This is a genomic window from Rhodococcus sp. H36-A4 (assembly GCF_027158005.1).
Classification (GTDB): domain Bacteria; phylum Actinomycetota; class Actinomycetes; order Mycobacteriales; family Mycobacteriaceae; genus Rhodococcoides.
In genome coordinates, this window is record NZ_JAPVLQ010000026.1 from 1 (window position 1) to 819 (window position 819).

1 protein-coding gene is annotated in these 819 nt (G+C 57.8%); it reads right to left on the bottom strand.

Annotated features, from left to right (window positions below; all coding sequences use genetic code 11):
• Positions 1–89: 89 nt before the first annotated feature.
• Positions 90–503, bottom strand: coding sequence for an AAA family ATPase (locus tag O1W68_RS21660; RefSeq protein WP_442972433.1), 414 nt, complete (start codon positions 501–503; stop codon positions 90–92).
• Positions 504–819: the final 316 nt, after the last annotated feature.

Genomic DNA, 819 nt, shown 5'->3' on the forward strand with positions numbered 1-819 from the left:
CCTGACACCCGCCGAGTACGCTGCCCAATGCACCCACACGCACCAACCCGTGGGCTGCGCGATCGACTGACATCAATCACACCGTGGCTCTAGAACGCGGTGGTCCGACTATCGGGGACCTGCCAGGCCCGCCCGTCAGTGCTCTTGAAATCTTCGACCGAGTCGGCATCGAAGCAGTCTTCATCGTCATCCCACTCGTAGTTTGGGAGATCGGGCTGACCTTTGTCATCAGTCTGCAATTCCGGGAACGCGAAGACGGCCTCAACGGTCAGGGTGCGGAGGGCAGGCATCGTCGTCTCATTCTGGGGGACATGGAAATCCTCGACGCGCACTTGCCGCTGTTCCGGTACAACGCTGAACAGACGCAGCAGAGCCTGACAAGCTGCGGTCTTCCCGGCCGCATTCGCACCAAGGAACGCAGTGAGGCGACGGTCGACCTTAATGTGCTGTGAGTTTGGCCCGAAGCACTGAAAGTTGCGAATAATGAGCTTATCCAGGTACATACGGTCCTATTGCTCCCCACTCATAGTTTCACCGAGACCGCTGTCTTAGACCGACTCGTATAAAGGTACTGCAAATGAGATATGAGTTGTCGGTGTCGGGAGTTGGCGAGACAACTAGCCACCATTCCTACGTCACAACCCGATCTCTTTGACCGCGTTGCCAATAAGCGGCGCGTGCTCTCGGCGGTATGGCGTGTCCCCGGCGAACGGGGCCATCATGTTTTAGAGTCTTGTTGCCCATGAGCTGGGCGGATAGGACTATGGAGAACATGGCTGGACGGAAGCGGAACTCCGCGGAAGACATCGTGCGCAAGCT